Origin of the sequence: Lentimonas sp. CC4, from assembly GCF_902728235.1 — a bacterium.
Classification (GTDB): Bacteria; Verrucomicrobiota; Verrucomicrobiia; order Opitutales; family Coraliomargaritaceae; genus Lentimonas.
The window spans coordinates 677508-697519 of record NZ_CACVBO010000002.1 but is presented as its reverse complement, the minus strand read 5'-3'; the positions used below and the strand labels follow the sequence as shown (position 1 = coordinate 697519).

The window sequence follows — 20012 nt, the reverse complement described above, 5'->3', positions numbered from 1 at the left end:
TCAGTTGATGTTTATCAGCGGGATATGTAGCTCCAATCGCGTGCCTTGATCCACTTTGGATTTGATCTTCAAGGCGGCATTCATCTCTTTCGCTCTTAGCTTTAAAGTGCGCAACGTGCTTTGCTGCGACAGCTTCTGAGCAGTCATGCCGACGCCGTCATCCTCAATGATCAATTCGAGGTGATTTTTGACTCTATGCAGCGACACGGAAACACGATTGCACTGAGCGTGTGAGCGAATGTTGGTGATCGCTTCCTTGTAGTAGAGTAGAAGTCCCTTTCTTCGCTCGGGGGTTTTGAGGGTTTTATTGACTGCAGGGTCCAAGTCGAGCGCCACGTGCATGTCAGGGAATACCAACCGACTTAACTCTTCCATATATTTTAGGATGTCCTGCGCTCGACCAATACGCGGAGCGGAGGTGTGCAGCACTTCACGAAGCCCGTAAACACTCTCATGAGAGAGTTGAGCAATTGCTTGTAAATGCTCAACGAGGGAAGGCGCTTCGACTTGATCCATTAGCATCTCGGTGTGTAGCGTAATCGAACCCAAATTACTGCCCACGTCGTCGTGCAAATCGCTTGCAATTCGCTCTCTGGCCATACGCAAGTCACGACGGTTTTTTACTTTGGATTGAATAATCTGGTATAGCGATGTAAGCACCACGAATGCACTCAGCAGACAGACTGACCACAAGGTTTTCGTGCGAATGCTATGGGTGGTGTCTTGTTGGATTCCAGCTAAGTCGAGTTTCTCTTCTAGCAGCTGTTTCCGATCATATAGCCCTTGCACCCATTCACGCAGCGGCAACGCACGTCCTGCTTGAGTTTGTCCATCATATACGAATGCATCCTGCCAGTAGAGGCGCCTTCCGGTGGGACCAAAGAGGTTACCTGTGCTTTTTGACCGCTGACTCATGCCCAAGACGCTGACTGTCGCAAGCTGATCAATGTGCGCTCCTTTCAGCATGGGTGTGATTTCACTGATCTGCACCCATGGACGCGATTTGTCAGTCGGCTTCGATATTTCGAAGATTCGAACGCGAATCGACTTAGCCGTAGTGTCCGGAAAATGAGAGATGTAGGGGTTGAGGCCTTGATTCCTCAGCGGTGTATTCCGATAGCTTCGATCACTCTGCAGCACCTCGCCGCTAGCATTGAGTAAATCGACACTGAAACGGATCGGAAACGCTTGCCCGGGCCTATAGATGACGGCTGGATCGAGTCGAACCGCATCAATAGTAACTGGTTCCTTAAAATTCAGGACGATATCGACTGGTTTCTTGGGATGTCGATTGTCGGGGCGGACGGATAGGCCTAGACTACCTGAGATTCTCGGCCCGATTTCAGGCAAGCCGAGCGGGGTTTGTTCATCAGTGAGGTATCCTTTCGAAAAGACTCGGAAACCCTCGCGACTGTTGCTTGCCGCAATTTTTGCTAGAGGTGCGACATTGTCTTCTTGAGAGAAAATGTAAATTTCGGAAAACCCGCCTGCAAATTGGTAACCGCCTATTTTTTTGGCAAGGTCGCTGAGTGTAATCCTTAAGTGCTGTGTGGTGTGGGGTTGGAAGGTGACGAGCTCGGGCAGTGACTCTCGTATTCTTTGATTTTTCTCAAGGATGGTTGTTAATCGGGTGCTCTGCTCTCCGTTGATCGCGTGAATCTGGATCTCGCCTGGCCAGTAGGCATTATCGGTTAAGCCATTTTCATCTGCGAGAAAGAGCCGAAGTGGCAGAAGGGCTATGGCATCGATGGAGACAGGCTCACTCCAACGGAAGTTAATTTCGACTCTGTTTCTATTGGAGCCAGTCCAATGGCATAGGTAGCCTCCAGTTCCTGTCGGCTCGCCAGTGTAGGGGGTCGGCAATTTACCTAGTTCATCGTTAATGGCCTGGATGCGCGCCTCATTTTTTCGGTAATCACCAGACAGCTTCATCGCTAAATAGTGTTCCCAAGTGTCATCGATCGTTGCTTCCACTGGCGCTCCCAATATGGCATTCCAAATGGCGCTTCCATCGTGTGAAACCGCTTTGTCCGAGATCACATTCAAGGGGTGCTCAGGCGGCTCCACGATCAGGTCGTCGAACACTAGGCCACCAATGGCGGCAGGGTGTTTGTCGCGGCATTTGACGGATAAGGTCAAAGTATCATTGGAGTGCTTTGCCGATACATTGAAAAACACCCACATGCCGTCCTTAATCTTAGGCAAGTTGATGATGCTTCGGCTCCAATTCGTATCTCTCTCGCTGCTGAGAACGATCTCCGCAGGGGAGATCTCCTTACGATCCGCGTTCGCCAAGAGTATGCCGACCCGAAAGCCGTAGATGTTCTCGATTTTCCCCAGTTGAATCGTCAGCAATTCGACGTGAGCACCGGGCTCATGCGGCATTTTGGCGAGCAGGCCCGATTCCGCTTTATCGCCTTTGGACCCACCGGGGGCATCGATTTTCAGATAGCCAAAGGAATTTGTGGTATAAGTTTTTTCGGCTGCCGTGATCGATTTGATGTAGGAGGGTAGAGCGGATTTTAGATTCTCATCAACAGGTCGGTTGGCCTGCTTTTTTCCGCCAAGTGGAGTGACATTATAGAAATGATACCCTGCGGTGCCGTAGCGGTTTTGCCCATCATAGGACCAAGGCTTTAGCGTGGTGGGTGTATTCCAGTCGCCCTCCGTCCGATAGTCGATGCCCTCGATTGCTGACAAGTTTAGCGTCAGCATGCAGAAGAGCAGGCCGCAAGCAATGGAGCGGATCATTCGAAAGCGGTTGAGAAGAACCATGTGCATGGTGCTCTGACTTGCCTTAGTTGAAGATGCCGAGCTCTGCGGCCTTCTTGATCGCACCTGAGACATTGTGCACTTGAAGCTTACGGTAGATATTACGTATGTGACTATCCACAGTGTGCCGACTCACATTCAACTCGTCGGCGATCATGATCCGAGTCCCTCCATCAGACAGTTTTTGCAGCACTTCAGCTTCGCGCTCAGTGATTTCAGTGTCTGGGTTGGTTGGCTTAAATGCTTTGAAAGTGGCAAATACCATGTGCGCGATTTCAGAGCTCAAGGGCGCGATTCCATTATAGGCATCCTCAATTCCCTGAGTGATCGACTTCAAGCCGCCGGACTTGATCAAATAACCTGTGGCGCCGGCACCTAAGGCCTGGAAAACTCGGGTTTTATTCTCAAATACAGTGAGCACTAGAATTTTGGTGTCTGGGCATAGTTCGCAGAACTTCGGAATCGCGTCGATCCCATCAATGCCTGGGAGCCCTAGGTCGAGCACCAACACGTCTGGCTTACTGTTGCCCTCGAAATGGAGCAGGGCATCTTCCGCGTTCGAGAACGATTCGTCACAAGTCAGCTTGGCTGTCGAGTTAATCGCTTTGAGCAGTGTTCTACGGTAATCCGAATGATCTTCGATGATACAAACACTAATACGTGAGGGGGACGGGTCTGAAGCGGAATTCATGGCGTTCACCTTGTCAGCAGAGGAGAGGGGGACAAGTAAATTGCGCGGGTTAAACCCGCGGCATATACTCTCGATCGCTTCTAGAGTGGCATTACCTAAGGGAAGCTGATACATCTCTACCTAATACCAGTGATAGACCGCTCGAACGGTTTTTGATAACATCAACTTTTATGTCTTGCATGCTGTCGCACTAATGCTGCTTCATATCGACATATACCCCTGTCACTTTTTACCTCAAACGTATCAATCAGACGATTATGACAACCCTGCAAAAACTACTTACCGGAGCGCTTGGAGCGGCTTCGCTTCTAACAGTTGGCTGTAACAGCACCTCAATGACGGATGCTGGCGACTATTCCAATGATGTCGCTTTCATGAAGCAGCATACCCCAATCGTGCTTTTGACGCAGGGTGATGCGAGCGTTGCGGTGGCACCAGACTACCAAGGCCGCGTGATGACGAGCACCTACGACCAGCAATCAGGCCCCAGCTTTGGTTGGATCAACCGTCCTGTAATTGAGACAGGACTGATGTCTGAAGAGGACGCAGCTGGCAAGCTGGAGGAACATATCTATATCTTTGGTGGCGAAGAACGTTTCTGGCTAGGACCTGAAGGAGGGCAGTATGCTCTGTATTTTAAGCCAGGCGACAAATTCGAATTTTCAGACTGGAAGACGCCCGCAGTCATCGACACCGAACCATTTGAATTGGTAAAGCAGACAAACACGAGCGCCAGCTTCCGTAAGGAGACTGAACTCATGAATTTCAGTGGCACGGTCTTTAACATGGAGATCGAACGAACCGTCAGCTTGCTCGATGCAAAAGCAACCGCAGAACTCCTCGGAGTCGAACTTCCAGAAGGTGTGCGTCTTGTCGGCTATGAGACAGACAACCGCATTACCAACACAGGAGACAAAGCATGGAAACCTGAGACGGGCCTGCCATCAATCTGGATTCTCGGCATGTATAACCCATCACCCGAAACCACAGTCGTGATTCCTTTTGAGAAGGGTGGCGACGAAGCGCTCGGCCCGAGAGTCAACGACACTTACTTCGGCAAAGTTCCAGCGGAATACTTGCGTGTAGAGAAACAGAAGCTCTTCTTCAAAGGCGACGGCACACGTCGTGGCAAGATCGGCATCAGCCCACAACGCTCAAAGGGCATTGCAGGCAGTTACGATGCGGCAGGCCAGGTGCTTAACATTGTGACTTATAATGTGCAGGATGCACCCAACGGCTATGTGAACTCAATGTGGGAGCTTCAAGACGAGCCCTATGCTGGTGACGTCATCAACTCCTATAACGATGGTTCTCCCGAGCCAGGTGTGGATCCACTCGGACCATTCTATGAGCTAGAAACGTCATCGCCCGCAGCCGCTCTAAAGCCAGGCGAAACCATGCGCCACGTGCAGCGCACTTTTCACATCCAAGGATCAGAAGAGGCGCTCAACCCATTGGCAAGACGCTTACTCGGAGCGCCGCTGGAAACGATCAAAACAGCGTTTTAGAGGGCAGCCTGATAGATCAGAGACGCTACTAGAAACCGCCAAACTAGGTTTCTACAATCAGTTTTGGTGTCTGCTTAGTCTGTTTACAGGCTAAGCAGATCATCTAAAACTTCAGCCATTTCAACGATTCCTGAGCCGAATTGGTAGTTTAGGAAATGACGCGACCACCGGGAGCGAGATGCTATAAGCTCTGAAGAGCTGTAGCGATCGCTCGGGGAAACTGTCTCAAAAGAGATAATCCTAAAAAGGTGAGTTAAAACTACGACGGAGGTCTGCCGTAGTTTATAAAATTGAACCTAAGCCTACTGCCGAATCTAGGATAATGCCGTAAGTGGTGCTCAAAAGCCGCGATGCGGATCTGCTTAACTACGCTTAAATTGGAATCCACCACAATTTTGAATCAGAGGTTCCCCAGTGTGCTGTGCGCCTCAACAGCTATCCCGCTTAACGACGATGGGCCTTAAAAAAGCAGGAGCCAGCAGACGGAAGAATCAGAAATCAGGCATCCCTATAATGCTATCCCTCGCTTGCTTGTAGCATCCCTATAATACGACAAGTAAGGTGATTCCTCGCTGCTGGCTCAAAGTGTATGGTTATAATCTACCACGATTAACTGCTTATGAATATAGCATATATACGTATTTCTGGTATCATGTGTTTACGTGAATTACCGTGGTATTTTAGGGACGACATAACAATATCACCAACTACCCAGTTACGCACAATCTATGTTATGCGAACAAAATAGTTTTGACGGAGCACAGGGAATCGATCACATTCCCTCTCATGGCTGGTCTACATTCGATTGCTTCAGAGATACCCGATTCCTTCAGAGATGAGATTGATGCTTTTATTGCGTGGATGGAATTAGAACGCAGCGCGGCAAAATTATCTGTTGAAGCCTATCATCAGGATTTAGCGCAATTCGCCATTTATCTGAAGCATTCGACCAGCCATGCAGACTGGCAGACTGTAACAAAAGAGGATGTAAGCGCGTATCTGCAGTTCATGTCCAACGAGATGAACTACACGCGGACAACCGTATGCCGCAAACTGGCGGCAATACGAATGTTCTCTCAACGCCGCTTTGTTGAATCACAACAGACCGATTTTGCGGAATTAGTGACTGGACCATCAATTTCATGGAAGAATGAGACGATCCCCAAAGCCCTAAGTATCGCACAAGTCGATGCCCTTCTGAAAGTGCCCGTTGTCAGCACGCCGGCGGGCTTGCGCGATCGTGCCATCCTGGAGGTGCTGTATAGCTCGGGAATTCGCGTGTCCGAGCTCTGCAACTTAGACCTAACGTCTATCAATCTCGATGAAGGCTGCTGCATGATTCACGGCAAGGGCAACAAAGAGCGACTGGCATTGTTAGGTGGCCCCGCGATCAAATCGATTCGAGATTATTTAGCAGTGGGACGCCCTACTTTCGTCAAACCTAAGACTCAAAACGCCCTCTTTATATCAAAATTTGGAACACGTATCACGGCACGCTATGTGCAGAAATTCGTTAAGACGGCTGCGATCCAAGCAAAGGTGCTAACGTATAATAAAGAAGACGGCACACTGGACACACAGGTGTCGCCACACACACTGCGCCACTCCTTTGCTACGCACATGCTGCAAGGCGGCGCAGACATGCGCGCCATCCAAGACCTACTCGGCCACGAAAGCGTCGAAACCACCGAGATCTACGCAAAAACAAACCCCGAAATGATTCTGGAAGCACACGCCCTACACCACCCTCGAACGTTCCACTGATCCTAAATCCCGCAGTTGGCTGCCCTGATAAGGCTACGCCCATTCCGGCGGCACGCCATATGGGCCGTGCGGTGCGTTGAGCGACAGATAAAGGAAGAACGCCTTTTCTTTATTTTCTTCAATAAAGCGGAGACCTTCGCGGAAGAAGACATCCGTGCAGTATACTTACGCGGCACCCCGGCGGCACACGCTCATACGTGTCGTCGAAATAGTCATTGCCCCAATAGTCAGACGCCTGCCCGATACCGCCACAGCGGTGCCAGACCACATCTTGAAAGCCACGATCCTGCGGACGGTGTGACGCATTATCACCCAAATGCCACTTACCGACCATGCCTGTCGCATAGCCGGCTTGTGAAAACAAATTCGCAACCGTCTGTTCATCCGAGTGCATTAAGCTGCGTCCCGAACTCGTGCGGAAGGCAGCCCGTCACTCCGGGGTGGTTTCCCGTCATCAGCGCGGCTCCTGTCGGTGTGCAGAACGAACTAACATGAAAATCAGTGAATCGATTCGTCATATAGTTTATCAATCTACGGTGCCTTCAGGATCGGATTACCACGACAACCCAGGTCACCATAACCCTGACCATCGGTCATCACGAGGATAACGTTAGGTTTATCCGCAACCTCGAAACAGAGGTCGAGAGCAATCAGAGGATGACGATACTATTACGAATCAATTTTTTCATACTGTTAAACCCTACTTCGCTAGATTTCCCTTCCACAGCTTGATCTGATCGACAGGTAGGTCGTTCGCCTGAGCAGGCCCCGCTGTGCTGCGGCCATTGGCGACATCTGCCTCAAGTTGAGCCATGAGAGTCTCAACGACCTCCGGGTTCTCTAGGTAGAGATTGTTTTGCTCACCTGGATCGGCTTCCAAATCATAGAGCTGCCCTTCAGGTGCGTCGGCCACATTGGCCATCGCCTTTTCTGTCGGTGCAGTCCAACCAGCGGATCCTTTTGCTAGCAAGAGTTTCCATTTCCCCTGACGGTAAGCAAAATGCCCACTCACACTGTGATTGATGATGCCATTACGTGTGAACGCCACCTGCTCTCCACTGAACAACGGTAAGATACTTTCGCTGTCTTCACCCGCATTTGCAGGTAGTGTTGTGCCCACCAGCTCAGCACAAGTCGCGAGCAAATCAGTCTGACAAGTCAGCACGTCGGAGACACTGCCTGCTTGGATCACTGCGGGCCATTTAACAAGGAACGGCACGCGATGGCCGCCCTCCCAGAGGTCAGCCTTCGAGCCACGGTATTGCGCGCTGGCAAAGTGCCCATGACCTTCCAATTGCTTGAAGTTGGCGGCTTTAGAGCAACCATTATCACTGGTCACAATCAGTATCGTATTGTCTGAAATGCCCTTCGCTTCCAGCGCTTGGACCACCTGCCCGACGATATCGTCGGTCTGCATCATGAAATCACCATATTTGCCAATGCCACTTTTACCCTGCCACTTTTTAGATGGAACAATGGGTGTATGCGGTGATGGCAATGGCATATAGATAAAGAACGGCTGCGTGCTGTTATAATCGGAAATGTATTGGACCGTTTCCGCCGCGAGTTTGTCCAACACATCAATCGCTTCAAAATCCGCGGTCGCTGGCCCAGGACGACGAAACGCTTTGACATGTGTGCCTTCCCCGACCCAGTTACGATCACGAATCCAAACGTAAGGAGGAAAATCGAGCGACGCTGTGATCCCGAACCATGAATCAAACCCGAGATCGACTGGTCCGCCCTGAATGGTGCCTTCCCAATCGATATTCGAGAGTTCTTCCGGAGCGAACGCACCCTTCTTCAGCTTCTGTTTGAGTCCGCCTGCAGGCCGCGCCTTCTTGCCGTCAAGCGTCGCGATCTCAAGCCCCAAGTGCCACTTACCAATCATTGCAGTGTTATAACCATTTTCGCTCAGGAAGCTTGGAACGGTCATGCGAGTCGTTGGAATCAGCGGTAAGCCGTAGCCATCGAGCACGTGCATCTGCAATTTCGACCGCCAATTGTAGCGTCCCGTGATAATTCCGTAGCGTGTCGGCGTGCAGACAGAGGACGTCGTGTGCGCATCGGTAAAGATCATCCCCTCCGCTGCGACGCGATCCATGTGTGGGGTAGCGATCATACCGCGCTCTGGATTGAGGCACTGCACATCGCCGTAGCCCATGTCATCGGCAAGGATGTAGATGATATTAGGCTTACTTTCGGCCGCGAAGGAAGCAAGCGCGGCGAGGCCTGTCGCTAGAATGGTGAGAACGGTTTGTTTCATCGTTTGTAACATTGATTATAAGGTGACTTCGAGTTGCATGGCTTGCTGGTCGCGAACCACTTTCAGTTGAATCGTGCCCTTGGCCTTCGCAGTCGCACGATTGAATTGCTTCACATTGGCAGTTCTACGCCCATTCACTGCTTGAATTAAATCACCATTTTTCAGGCCGACTTTTGCAGCTTGAGTGCCCCGCCCAACTTTCGAAAGCGCGACGCCTCCATCAGCTTGACTGACGCCATAAGCGGAGAATTCCACGCCGGACAGTTCAGTCAAGGTCGCGCCGAGCCATCCCATACTTCTAGCAGTCCCCTGCTTTCCTGAGTCTTGAAACTGCTTCAATTCAGGCATCTCAGGTGTGCGAGCAATCGCTTTGAGCGAAGGTTTCTTGACGCCAAACTGATCCATGGAAAAATTCTTAAACCCGACCTTTAACGCGGGTGAATCTGGCTTCACACGGAAGTCGCCCTTGGAGGGGTCGACGAACATCGCGTCTCCATACACTGAGTTCTTATCCCAGCCGAATCGATTCGAGATCTTCATGACTGCTGCTTCATCGACCGCATAGAAATTATCATCCACACGCACATCGTCGCCTGTCTTGAATGCACCCGCTGGCTTGTGAGGCACCATGAAGATGTTTGAATAAATCTGGTCTTGGCTGCCCATATACCACACGTGCGGATGCAATCCATTGTTCACAGTAATGTTATTCCAGGCATGGCGACGGAAACCTTCGCGCAGCTTTAAGCCATTGTTCAACATTAAGTTATTATAAATGTCGTAGTTTGTTGAGCCATCATCGAGATCAACGTCCCAACCATGATCACAGCGCCAGCGGCTATCCCGAATGGTCGTCGTCTTCATTGCATCTAAGAACGGCAATTTCGGATCCTTATCGATTTCTGCTTGCGACGACCCACGGTTTTTGTGCCAGAAGCGATCGCGTCCCCAAGAGTTAAAGGAACCGTGGTCGTGTGTTTCTAGCACGGTATCGAACACATCACAGCGCTCGATCAAGTGACCGCCCCAAGTGCCTTCGCTCACGTTGATCCCTGCACGTGCGCAATCGTAAATCGAAAGATCGCGCACAGTAATGCTCATTGCCATTGAGATTTGCACCCCAGCTGGCTGACGCTCCACACGCCCGATGCCGTGTATCAAGGAATCTTCGACGATCGAGTCTGCTGGGTAATTGTTGGTCTTTGGCCCAGGCGTGCGGTCGATCTTCGATAAATCGTTTGTCTCATGATACTCAAACAAAGGGTCGCGCACCGCATTCGGGTCGCCGACGAAGCACACCCCACTCGCGCCAGCATCATGAATGTGGCACCCCTTAACGAGGACATTACGATTGTAGTTATTGACGAAGACGGCATTGCCGCCGACCTGGTCGAATTCCGTATCCAAGATCTGAATATGCTCGGTTCCGGTGAGGAGGTATGCGCCACCACGGTAGATCGCCCAATCCGAGCGCAAGAGCTGCTCCTTGCAGTCCATAAAGGTGCGTGCCGCATGACGCACGACAAAGCCTTTGAGGGTAATGTATTTGACAGGAGTCGCCTCGCTGCCCTCAAACTCAACTAGATGGCGTAAACGCACGACTTCTACTTTTGAAGCATTCAGGTCGAGGCCTGCTGCAGGCTGATAGTAGAGCGTGTTTTCCTTGGCATTGTGATACCACTCCCCCTCAGCATCCAACTCTTCAAAGATATTTTCCACCATGCGATAATCTTTATGCATGCCCATTTTACGGTTATTCTGCCAGCCGCCTTCATAGGTCACCTCGCCCTTGGCATTTTTACCAGTAATGAGGTAATGATAACCGCCCCACTGCTTCGAGTGCATCGCATGGATGTAGCCACCAGTAGGATCGGCCCATCCTGCTGCGCGCTCTTTTGAGAAGGCATCGGCGGCATAGCCCTGATACGGTTGCGCCTTCTTGGCTGGATCATAGTTGGGATAACGCGCCATACGCTGGTTGCGTCCATCGATAAAAACCTGGTCAATGACTAAGCCGTTCGGTGTTTTCGCTTGGAAAATACCGTCGCGATACGGAGTCCATTGCAACTCCAGCTCGGCACCACCACTGAGCACGGCACCACCCTCGTTGTAGGAACGATACACCACAGGATACTTCTCAGACCCAGAATCCTCTGGGGTAAAGACAACTGTTTCGGGGAGGTAGTAGGTGCCATCTGCAAAATGAACAGTGACGGCTTCGCTCCCGGCATACGCGCGAGCCTTTTTCTGAGCAGCGGCGAATGAGGCCACTGGTTTCCCAGACAGACCACTATTCATGTCAGACCCGTCGGGACTGACGTAGAGATCGACAGCATGCGCCGAGGACAGTATTGCGCCGAATAGGACGCAAAGGATTTTTGAGGTGTGTTTCTTCATGACTATGACTGTTGTATTACCCTATATCTTGCAGTTATTTAACGTGAACTACTTGTCTGTAGCACCGCCTAGCATCTCTGCTGGTAGTGGCGGCACGTTGTGCACTTCCACGGGTTCCGGTTTGCGATTAGAGGAGGTCTCCGCAAAGCCATACCAATAGACACCGACCTGATAGCCCATATCGCAATCCGTTCCGGACCACACTTCCATATCCAATTGGAGCGAGCTACCGAAAGGCATGGTGTCGAGCGCGCGACTACGGGTCTCGACACTGAAACCCATCGTATTGCGGGAGTCATCGGACTCAGGCTTGCGGTTTAGCTTGTTGTATTGATTGGCAAATGGCTGAGCGTGGAAGGGATGCTGATAAAAGTCCGTGCTGCGACCTCCCCAAGAATACGCGTAGTAGTCTTCAGTTCCAGTGCCGAAAATGGAGGGAAAGTCCTCGCCATCGACCCAGATCTTCTCATCGCCTTCACCCCACCATTGCTCAACGGGATTCATGACGGTCAAAGTATCGCCGACATAGACGCCCTTGCCCTTAAGCGTGACATAGTTCCAATCCGAGAAAGGACGTGTGGGCACAGGATACTGTCCGCGCCACCCTGCATGAAAATACATGGAATCCGCGTCCCACTTCCAGTCGCCGGTTTTGACTTGCAGCGCCGCTTCGATCGGAGCACCGCTGAGATTGAGCAGCGAGACTTTACCGCCTTCTTGATACGGCATGACCCAGCGGCAGCTCATCGTGCCGTCTTCAGACACCGTGCGATACCAGCCTTCCACAGGATTCAAACCAATCCCTGAGCCAAAGAAATCTCCGATTGGGCACCAGACGGTCGGCTTGCCATCAAACTCCATCTTCAGCACGACCAAACGTGTGATGTTTGGATCAGAGTAATCCCCCAGTTTCACGGAAAGCTCGCGCACTGCAGCGACCCCCGCTGGAAGTTGCAAAGACTTTTCTGCTTGATCGCCCAGTGTGGTGCTGAACTGCAGTGGATCGCCCGCACCAACGGCAGTAGGATTCAGTAGCTGCTGGCCCGTTGCCTCTGTCAGTCCTTTGGCCGCATCGAAATCGGCCATTGTGAAGGTCTCAATCGGAGTGCCTTCGGCATATTCACGAAAGGTAAACTGGAAGAAAAACGGCTTCTTATCTGTCGTGACCTTACAACTCTTGGCGTAAGGGATCGGGAAGAAACTCACTGCTGAGCGTAGCGACGGGTGTGCAAAAGGATACGGAATCAAACCAGTGCCGTCGAATAGGCCCAGCATGTTACCCTCGATAGCAGGTTCCTCAGCGCCGTCCAAATAAATACGCATGGTCACATTCGCGTTTGGCTTTAATTGATGGAGCCATGGCATCCAGGTCCGGACAATCGCACCAGGGGCTTCATGATCCATCAATACCCATTCTTTGCGGCCATTGTTCTCTTCAATACGAATAAAATTCTCTGTTTTCCCCCGCTTCGGATTGTAGTCCAGATTAGTGAACCAACCCTTCGGCTCATCAGGGGTCTTAGACGCGCGGTTGTAGCTACTGTGCTGTTTGAGACGAAAATCCGTTTCAGGGAAACGCGCCACCGCATCGCGATCGACCATTTCATGGAGTAAAGACTCAATGCTGACAGCTTCTTTCGCATGAAGCACACAGCTAGAAAGCGCTGCAAAAGCGCTCAGTGAACAGATTAGTTTTGTGACGGTTTTCATGTATTTCTTTTTAAAGTGGTTCGATCGGAGGTTTAGGAGAGATGAACTCGCACCTTAACAGAAAAAACACGTCAACGCTATCGCATAAGGATGTGACACCCCCCTTCAGGTGGGCGCTAACAAACCAGGGCATTCGCGATCGAATTAGCCCCTCTTGATGCCGACCGACCACGGCAAACACGCGTCTGAATCGACTTCCGTCGCCCTAGGTATCGAACGAAGCACTCCCGCGATAGACGCCATTAGGCCGCTACATGGCGCTCCTGCGCGGAGGCAGAGGCGCTCTCAGCCAACAGCCTAAGCAGCATAAGCGATGTTGTTGCTTATGCTGCTTACGCGCTGGTCTAAAAGAAAATTACAGAGCTTCAACTTCAGTGAAATATGCACCTCCGGCCTTGCCTTTTTGATCATACAGATAAGTCACCAGTTCGGTCTCGCCAGCTGGAATCTGGATTTCGAACACGACACCTTTGCTGCCAGCTTTGACAGGCATTTCCATGACCTTACCAGCAATCTCGATCTTTGCTTTCACGGCAACCACTGGCTTATTCGCTTCGGCGGGCCATTGGCGTAGCGTGATTCGATAGCGCCCTGCATGTTTCACATCCACCAACCACGGGCCAGTTTCCTTGGGCAGTTTTTTAATCTGATTGAAATTCCACGGCGGATTGCCACTCTTCATATGCCAATCCTGAGAGCACAGCACGGTTTTCGGCTCCCCGGCATCGCCGAGATTGATACGAACCGGAGTCAGGCGTGGAGCGACTCTTTGCCAAAACGGCTCGTAGTATGCACGCAACTGTTCCACCACTTCCGGATATTCAGCCGATACGTCCTTGCGCTGTGCGGGGTCCGCCTCGATGTCGAAAAGGAACTGACCGTCTGAATTCACCAAACGCCAGCGTTCGGTTAGCACCGCGGAGTAGGCAAAGGGGCCTGGGGGCATCGCTCGACCATAAGCACCGCCATGATATTGCACGACATGGTGATTACGTGGCCATGGCTCGTCCGAGCCTTCCAGTAGAGGTTTAAGAGAGATACCATCTAGATCGTAACCGTCTCCAACAGTGATACCACACAGTTCCGCCAGAGTCGGTAACACATCAATGTGCGCTCCAATCGTTTCGATATCACGACCTCCAGTCAAACCGCCCTTTGGCCAGTAAATAAAGAACGGCACTCGATGTCCGCCATCGTAGACCGATGACTTTTTACCACGCATGCCCGCGTTGTAGCCTACAATGGCTTCCGAATTTAACCCTTTGAATTTAGCACCGGAAGCGGTGCCATTGTCCGTCATGAAAATTAGAATGGTATTGTCGGCGAGTCCCATCGCTTCCAGACGCTCGCGCAGAATGCCCATATTGTAATCAATGTTGGCAATCATCCCATAAAAATTGGCATTGGTGATCTCTTTGTTCCCTTGATAGGGAGCCGCCCATTCCGGTGGAACATGATACGGTCCGTGCGGCGCATTCAGCGATAGATACAGGAAAAATGGCTTATCCTTATTCGCTTCAATAAAGCGAATTCCTTCTTCAAAAAACACATCCGTGCAGTAGCCTTCGAACTCTTCAAATTTCTCAACGCGACTGCCGGGGCGAACACGTGCGTAGGTGTCATCGAAATAGTCATTGCCCCAATAGTCCGATGCTTGCCCGATGCCTCCGCATCGATGCCAGACAACATCCTCAAAACCACGATCCTGAGGACGATGTGGCGCGTTATCGCCCAGGTGCCACTTGCCAACCATGCCAGTCGCATAGCCTGCGCCAGCAAACAGGTTCGCCACCGTCAGTTCATCAGGGTGCATCATGCTACGTCCCGAACTCGTGCGGAAAGCACCGGTGTAGCCCGGGTGGTTCCCAGTCATGAGCGCCGCCCGAGTCGGTGTGCAGAACGAACTCACATGAAAATCGATGAAGCGAACCGACTCGGCGTGAAGCTTATCAATCTCCGGTGTCTTCAGATACGGATTTCCATGGCAACCTAAGTCGCCGTAGCCTTGGTCGTCGGTCATCACGAGGATCACGTTGGGTCGATTTCCCTTAGCCTCTAGTGGTGTCGCAAACAAAGAGGCGGCACACACCGCAGTGGCGAGATGGAGGAGGTGTAATTTATATTTCATAACATCTAGCTGGTTTAATGTCTCTCAGGAGCGCAGCGTTGACCTGCTACTCTAACAATATACGAGACCTTCGTCTATCGCATGTTTGTGTGAGATTTGACCTCAATCGCCCCCCGAATGATACCGAAATAGTGAATACAGAGGACAACGAAGCCGCCGAAGAACGGTAAAGACTGTAGTATACGGCCGCTCATCACGAATAGTGATTCTTAATGCTTCAGAAATATTCGTAGGGGGCGTGCTTGGAGCACTGTCTCAAAAAGAAGAACGCAATCTACACGTCTGCTATGTTCTTAATCCTACTCTTAATCTTCATCATAATCTAAACTTTGTAATAGAAGACCTTACGAACCTACTCAGAGGATTAAGATTATGAGTAAGATTACGATTATGACGTCGAAATTCGTTATATTTTCGCTCTATGGCAGCTCCGTTACTTTAAGTCGCCCGAATAACTTCCCATCCACGGCAGCACCCTTACTGATGACAACTGTCACCGTCTGCAGTCCGTCCACTGGAGTGCCGAGCGCGACTTCAGCTCCCGCAGGTGCCGTGATGTTGACATCCGTCCAGCCCATTAAATCGGAACCGTATTGAAACAACTGCACCGTATCCGTTGCAGACGCAACGACTCTCGTGAAAGTGAACACGTAGTTGTCTCCGGAGACATCGACCTGCGGCAGGATTTCCATGTCGGCGACCATCGGATTACCGTTGAGCGTATATTCCAAAACAGTCTCAATGCCGTCGGCCTCAGGGTCACTCGTGCGAGCGGCATCGCTCAGCGAGGGGTAGAATGTCAGCCATGACGCATAGTCCTTCACCACCGACGAGAAGTAGATCCCCGCGACTTCCGCATCTGTGAGCGCGACGTTGTAAAGCCGCACATCGTCGAGCAGACCATCGTAGGAAAACGAGGAGATCTGACCACCAAAAGTGCCCGCCGTGATGCCATTCATGGTTTTGACCATACCCGTCTCGCTATGCCAGAGGGCTCCATTCAGATAAATCTCCATAATTCCATTAGACGCATCTTTGGTGAAAACCCAATGGTTCCACTGCCCTTGGAAGTCGGCGCTGCTGGCAGTCTTATTGATACGGTCAAACGCCGATCCCCCACTATTCCCGGCATCCCAGTAAACAACCGAACCAGTCCATGGGAGATGGATATTGAGCACGCGATTCCCCGAGCTATCCACTGCGAAGAAGACTGAGTCATTGCGCGGTTGAGTCGTATCACCATAGACCCACATCGCGATCGTAATTTCAGAGCTTAGGTAGCCGAGTGCTTCAGCCGGGATCGTGACTCGCGAACTGCCTGCGTTAAAATCCAAAGCGGTGCCCGTCTGACCAGACGCCCATGTGGCATCGGTAATCGTCCCTGGGAAGCGCCCGGTCTCATCGGCAGCGACTGCCCCGCTGCCATCATCCAGCTTCCATTGAGCGATCAAACCCTCCGGAATCACTGCGACACCCAAAATATCGATCTCGCTCGCCACGACGACTCCGCCGGCATTCGCATCTTGCGTGATCTCGAAGGTCACAGCCTTGACTCCAGATGCAATGACTCCAGTGCCTCCCGTTGTCTCCGAGTTCACAGTCACCGTGTCGCTATTGAGCGCCCCTTGATCCGCATTTCGAAAGGATACCTGCGTCCAGTATTCTGCAGTCGGGGTATTGGGTTCCCAATGAGTCGCATCGACTAGGGTCGCGGTGGTATCATCGACAAAGGTCAGCACGATGGAATACCCCTGATTGGAGCGTCCGCTCGCTGCGGTATCCCAGCCGAAAACAGAATCGATTCCGGTGATTGCATAGCCGTTGGTATTGACCGACGTATCGAGTGTCACTGTGAAAGTATTGCGACTGTCCATCGTCACATTCGCGGTATTATCGGTCGTGCCGTTAAACAATTGCGCGTGCTGCGTTCCGACACCGTTGTCACCCGTAGCCGAGCTACTTAAGTAGTGCGCCTGAGCCAGATCGTTATCGCTCACCGTTGGCGCTGTGCTGGATCTGGCAGTCGTCACCACTACGTTAGACAAATTCGCCAACCGCACTGCCTCTAAGACGTCCAATGAATCCTGTGAGACAGTCCCGTCCTCCCACATCATCATGCAAAAACTAATCGGCACATTGAGTGCCTTGGCATTCTCCGCATAGGACAGCGCATTTGCAGACGTGATCGATGTATTGATTGCTTGGTCCTCGTTGTGAACGCCCCAGTCGTTTTCCATTTTGAACATCCCGTGTTGCAGCAGCCCCGCACTGGGACCATCGGTCAGAATACCGTCACCACCTGCGTCCGCACTCCCAGTAATCGTGGTTCCCTTATGATTTTCACCAAACATCACGTCTTGGAAGTCTGTCATACGAACGGCCACCCATGGGTTGTAGGAAACCAGACGGTTCGGATTCCCCGCTCGCGCCGCGGCACCCATACGCTCGAAAGGCGCAGGGTAGTAGACCATTCCACTATCAAAAAACCACCCGTCGAGCTTGTCCCCATAGCGGTTTCCAAACTCAGTAATGATCGTCACCCAACTATCAAAAAAGGCACTACGATCCCCAGTGCCTCGCTCGGTAAACTCTGTGCTTGGAAAACTTTCATCAAGAAACCATGGAGACTCTGATACTTGCCCACGATGATAGTAGAGCATGAAATCGATCCCTTCCGCATCCAGTGCGTCCATCACCTCACCGATCAGGTCGCGGCTCGACGTGTGGGAGCTGTCACCATAATAGCTATCCACCGAAGCAATTGGTGCATTGATTTTATATTCCCACCAACTAACCGACCAGATAACGTAGGAAGCTCCAGTCCTCTTGACCTTCTCGACAAAGGCCGGCACGTCAAAATCGTTGGCCTGGTCCTCTAGGCTCTTTTTGTCTCCAGTTTCTGGATAGCCCCAGGCTCCATACTGAAACATTAGGCCGTAACCCGCTTGACTAAACCATGTGCTATCTACCTTGAAATCGGCGATGCGCTGTTCATACGCAGCACGATCACTCTCGCGGATCAACTCCAGTGCTTTCATGAGGACATTCGCAGACGCCGAGGTGCGAACCAGCCGCAAGGTGCTAGTTCCCGCTGGTAGCGAAATGATTCCAGCATCTTGCTTCGTCCATCCACCGGTATCCTTCGAGAAGTCGAGTGTTTCGCCCGTTTCGACGACACTCAGGTTAAACGTCTCTCCAGCATTCGCAGAAAGCAAGGCATCGACATGGTAGTCCGCAGCGGTTTCAAGAGAGATCGTCCACTGCATGTAGTCCGAAGTATCATCAAAGTCTTGGATCCATAAATGCTTGAGAGTCCCGGCACTACGGATCGTCAACTCGTCATTGTGCTCGGAACCTCCCGCCATCAACACGACTACATTATCTGTTGTGGCCGTCTGATCGAATACGATCGGATTATCCCCGGACTGAGCAACCTGAGCAGTTGCGGAATTTGCAGAGCAAACGATTATTAAAACAGAAAAAAGGGCAACCTTTACGGCATCACCCCATGGGTGCAATAAGCAGGTTTCTTTAATACTTTTTAGGGGTAATTTAATCATCATAAATGAGGGGTAACACGCTTATCCTCATACAAAATTGCAGAATATAAACGCCATTGAGATACAGTGTAGAATACCGATAACTAGGAGCACCGTCTATCACATGAAAATGTGAAATATGATCGCCAATTAAAATTCTATCAGGCCCAAAAAACGCCGAAGCGCTTTAACAGCACTTCGGCGCGGTTCGGTGTCGCCTCTCAAAACGCACCGATAATCACCTCCTATAGATGATACCCAAAAATTCTGACTAAGCCCTGCGGCGACGAACCATCACGTAGCTCATACCTAAAAGACCGGCGAGCAATGCATAGCTGCTAGGCTCTGGGATAACCTGCCAACCAGCAGCGGTCAAAGCTGTGCTAAGCCCTGCCGCATCCGCATAGCCAAATGCTGCGTAGTTGTTGGTCAAGAAGGCTGCATCAGCAATCGAACCAAACGCAGTCGCTTCTGTGGTGCCTGAGCTGCCGAGATTGCCGATAACGAGAGTTCTATTGGCCGTAAGTGCCGTTCCAGTAGCTCCAGCAAATGTGAAGGTGGCACCTGAAAAATCAAACGCATCCGCTTTACCTGCTAAATTCGCAGCTCCAGCAGTTCCAGCCAATACACCACTAAAGAAACCAGTATTAGTAGGGCTTATGTCTGTAGTGGTAAAATTCCAAGTCGAATTTGAAAAATTAGCTCCTGTGCCAGTTGCAGTAGTGAATGCGTTAAACCGACTGTCAGCAGTATTGTGCGCATACGGGGAAATGTTGAAAGTCACCCCGCTGAAGTCAGTGCCTGTAATGTTTGCAGCAATAAACGGCTGATTGCCAGTTCTACCTCCGCTGCCTATAGTTATCGTCGTGCCGGAGAAATCAGCATTGGTGAAATTGTCATTATGACCAAAATTATTTCCAGTAAATGTGACGGAGCCGGTAAAGGTTGCGTCGGTGTAATCAACAGCAGCAGAATCGCCATTAATTACGGTGATATCGTAGTCGACCGCCTGCGCGATCCCAGCGAGGAATAAGCTGGCAGTGAATGTTGCGTATAGTTTTTTCATATTTTTCTTAGGGTTTATTTTTGAGGAATTACAGACACTCCAAGAAAAAGTCAGGAGATATCAGTAGAGTCATATAATACCAGAAATGCAGACGGTCCGCTATCGCATGAAAATGTGAAATATGATCGCCAATTGGAATTCCATCAGACCAAAAAAACGCCGAAGTGCTTT

Annotated in this window: 11 protein-coding genes; 2 read left to right on the top strand and 9 right to left on the bottom strand. The window is 51.0% G+C overall.

Annotated features, from left to right (window positions below; genetic code table 11):
- Together GZZ87_RS19100 and GZZ87_RS19095 are read right to left on the bottom strand one after the other, a co-directional pair.
- A complete protein-coding gene (locus GZZ87_RS19100) occupies positions 1–2781 on the bottom strand; it encodes a histidine kinase (RefSeq protein ID WP_162024445.1) in 2781 nt (926 codons plus the stop codon).
- A 16-nt stretch (positions 2782–2797) separates the two neighbouring features.
- Positions 2798–3577 carry a response regulator transcription factor gene (locus GZZ87_RS19095; RefSeq protein ID WP_162024446.1) on the bottom strand — a complete coding sequence of 260 codons (780 nt, stop codon included), beginning with the start codon at positions 3575–3577 and terminating at the stop codon, positions 2798–2800.
- Positions 3578–3798: 221 nt separating this feature from the next.
- Here GZZ87_RS19095 and GZZ87_RS19090 point away from each other — a divergent pair, with 221 nt between their 5' ends.
- Together GZZ87_RS19090 and GZZ87_RS19085 are read left to right on the top strand one after the other, a co-directional pair.
- On the top strand, positions 3799–4971 hold the full coding sequence (locus tag GZZ87_RS19090) for a DUF6786 family protein (protein WP_244648171.1): 1173 nt from the start codon (positions 3799–3801) through the stop codon (positions 4969–4971).
- Between the two features lie 786 nt (positions 4972–5757).
- Positions 5758–6735, top strand: coding sequence for a tyrosine-type recombinase/integrase (locus GZZ87_RS19085; RefSeq protein WP_162024449.1), 978 nt, complete (start codon positions 5758–5760; stop codon positions 6733–6735).
- Between the two features lie 118 nt (positions 6736–6853).
- On the opposite strand, the gene GZZ87_RS19950 is transcribed toward GZZ87_RS19085, so the two are convergent.
- The 7 genes from GZZ87_RS19950 to GZZ87_RS19050 all read right to left on the bottom strand — a co-directional run bounded on the left by GZZ87_RS19950 (position 6854) and on the right by GZZ87_RS19050 (position 19841).
- Complete coding sequence (locus GZZ87_RS19950; protein WP_280178245.1) at positions 6854–7129, bottom strand: sulfatase-like hydrolase/transferase; 276 nt, start codon at positions 7127–7129, stop codon at positions 6854–6856.
- 306 nt (positions 7130–7435) lie between these two features.
- Positions 7436–9001: an arylsulfatase gene (locus GZZ87_RS19075; RefSeq protein ID WP_162024450.1), complete on the bottom strand. Its 1566-nt coding sequence runs from the start codon at positions 8999–9001 to the stop codon at positions 7436–7438.
- Between the two features lie 15 nt (positions 9002–9016).
- Positions 9017–11398 (bottom strand): PDZ domain-containing protein, encoded by a 2382-nt coding sequence (locus GZZ87_RS19070; protein ID WP_162024452.1) that lies wholly within the window; start codon positions 11396–11398, stop codon positions 9017–9019.
- A 48-nt stretch (positions 11399–11446) separates the two neighbouring features.
- Positions 11447–13000 (bottom strand): glycoside hydrolase family 172 protein, encoded by a 1554-nt coding sequence (locus tag GZZ87_RS19065; protein ID WP_162024490.1) that lies wholly within the window; start codon positions 12998–13000, stop codon positions 11447–11449.
- Between the two features lie 463 nt (positions 13001–13463).
- Complete coding sequence (locus GZZ87_RS19060) at positions 13464–15236, bottom strand: arylsulfatase (RefSeq protein WP_162024453.1); 1773 nt, start codon at positions 15234–15236, stop codon at positions 13464–13466.
- Between the two features lie 419 nt (positions 15237–15655).
- The gene (locus tag GZZ87_RS19055; RefSeq protein WP_162024454.1) at positions 15656–18799 is read right to left on the bottom strand and encodes a LamG-like jellyroll fold domain-containing protein; all 3144 of its coding nucleotides are present in this window, start codon (positions 18797–18799) and stop codon (positions 15656–15658) included.
- Positions 18800–19046: 247 nt separating this feature from the next.
- Entirely contained in the window at positions 19047–19841 is a 795-nt protein-coding gene (locus GZZ87_RS19050) for a PEP-CTERM sorting domain-containing protein (protein WP_162024456.1), read from the bottom strand.
- Between the last annotated feature and the right edge of the window lie 171 nt (positions 19842–20012).